Here is a 2,142-nt window from a genome sequence, read left to right as displayed (position 1 = left end):
ATATACCCCCGCCGCGTTGCCGGAAATAGCACAGCCGGGCCAGGCCGTCAAGGGCAAGCCGCCGCAAGCGGCGGGCGTTCCGCCCCTTGACTGCCCGTTCCCGGCTGCGCTGCAAAATATCCGGCGACGGGGGATATATCACCACAGAGCCCATCCCCGGCGCGGGGCGTTCACCTCTGGACAAAGTGTCCAGAAGCGGGGCCCGGTTACTTCTCCAAGTCCTTTTTCTTGTCCGGCTGCGCCAGTTCGGGCGGCTGTTTCTCTTTCCACTCGTCCAGCAGCGCCATGATCTGCTCCTTCATTTTGGCAGGAGTGACCTCCTTGCCGAAATACTTAGACAGTTCAGCAGTCGAAATAATCACACCGCGATCCTCCTTTTTTTCTTCACTCAAAATGCCGTCGATCACATCGCCGTTGAGCTTGCCCTCCTTGTCCAGCTCGTGGAGCCGCTTCGCCTGGGCCACCGAGGGGGAGGACTGCTCCCCGTCAATGGAAACGGCAATCAGCCGCTGGTTTTCCGGCCTGATATACGAGATCTCCACCGCAGGCATAAAGCCCATCTGCTTTGTGTCCACCTTGTCCAGAAGCTCCGGCACCAGGGAGTTGAGCCGGATATACCGCATGACCTTTTTATAGTTCATGTCGTGTTCCTTACCCACAATCTCCACCGAGAGCTTACCCAGGGCCTCCGCCTCTTTCTCATTTTTCGGGCGGGCCCCCTGGCGTTTGATGGCCTCCACCTCCAAATCCAGCAGCTTTGCCAGTTCGCTGGGGAGAGGATCACCCCGCTGCTTGTTGCTGTTCCGCATTTCCCGGACAGCTTCAAGATCGGTCATCTCGCGGACGATACAGGGCATTTCCTCCAGCCCGGCCCGTGTACCACCGTGATGGCGGCGGTGGCCCGCGATAATCTCATAGCCCTTGCCGTCTTTTTCCGGGCGGACGGTGGCGGGGGTCATAATGCCGTGTTCCTTGATCGTCCCCACCAGATCATCCATCGCCTTATCGTCCTGCACCTTGTAGGGGTGCTCCCGGAACGTATGGAACGGATGAAGCTCCGCCATTTTCAGATAGACGATTTTTCCCTCTTCCACCGGGCGGGGCGGCACGTCAGGCGTGGGCGGCAAATTGATCTCCGGCGGCGGGACTGCCGCCTCCTTGACGGGAGCGGCCTTGCCCGGCTTTACCGCCTTAGCGGATTTAGACGCAGGCGCACCGCCGGAGCCCGTTTCCTTGCCCTTGTCAGCTTTCTTACCTCTGGACACTTTGTCCCGAACAGCGGGCGGGGCCTCCTCACGGGCCGCCTTGTCAACCTTAGACGGGCGGCCTGTGCGGGGCTCCGCCGCTTTCTCCTTTTTCCCCGCAGACACCGTAGCCTGCTCTTTCGGGGGACGGCCACGGCGCTTTTTCGGCTGATCCGCCTCCGGCGCTTTCTTTTCCGGGGCGGTAGTAGAAGCCTCCTTGCCGTCCTTATCAGCGGCCTGGATGTCCGAAAGGTTGATTACCTTGCCGGACGGCGCGGGAGCGTCCTCACCCATACCAGGGATAACAGACTGCTCCGGCGTGGAGGGCTCCGCATGAGAGGGGGCCGCCTGATCCCCACCAGGAACAGCGGGCCCCTCGGTGTGTTCCGGCGCGGGCGGATCGCCCGGCCCGGACGGAGCCGGAGCTTCCGGGGTTTTACTTTCCTCCGGGCTCACGTTTACTTTTTCATCTGCCATTGGCTAACCTCCTTTTTCGTGAGATGAAAAAGGCCAGACCTCTCGGCCTGGCCAGCTAAAAAAATTCCCCCTTTCGTTTTAATATAAAGTCAGCACCACTCCTTTCCCAAACCGGGCCATGAAAAAAACGCCGCCTTTTTCTTGAAAAAGCGACGTTTTAGTGTAGGTTGGCTCAGTTTTTTGTTGTGATTTATGATTATGCCTTTGTAAAGAAACCTAAATGTAGCTGGAACAACATAAAACGTAGCCGGCTGATCGTTACGAACTAATAATACCAAATAAGTCTCATCAATGTTACAATAAAACCTATTTTCAGTATCAAGATCCGGATGTAAACTAACCTGCTTTCCAAATAAGCCAAATTCGGTTGAACGGCAGCTCCAGTTCATTCCCTCATAAAGTGATTTGACCTTATCCAACT

General features: G+C 57.0%; 2 protein-coding genes. Both read right to left on the bottom strand.

Going from position 1 to position 2,142, the window contains the following annotated elements:
* Nucleotides 1-206: 206 nt before the first annotated feature.
* A complete protein-coding gene (locus JX325_RS15675) occupies nucleotides 207-1,721 on the bottom strand; it encodes a ParB/RepB/Spo0J family partition protein (RefSeq protein WP_204791988.1) in 1,515 nt (504 codons plus the stop codon).
* 89 nt (nucleotides 1,722-1,810) lie between these two features.
* Nucleotides 1,811-2,142: hypothetical protein (locus JX325_RS15670; protein WP_204791987.1), on the bottom strand; the 332-nt coding region annotated here is incomplete at its 5' end.

This window comes from Oscillibacter sp. CU971 (assembly GCF_905219725.1).
Taxonomy (GTDB): domain Bacteria; phylum Bacillota; class Clostridia; order Oscillospirales; family Oscillospiraceae; genus Oscillibacter.
The sequence above is the reverse complement of the archived record's forward strand: the minus strand, read 5'-3'. Positions and strand labels throughout refer to the sequence as shown.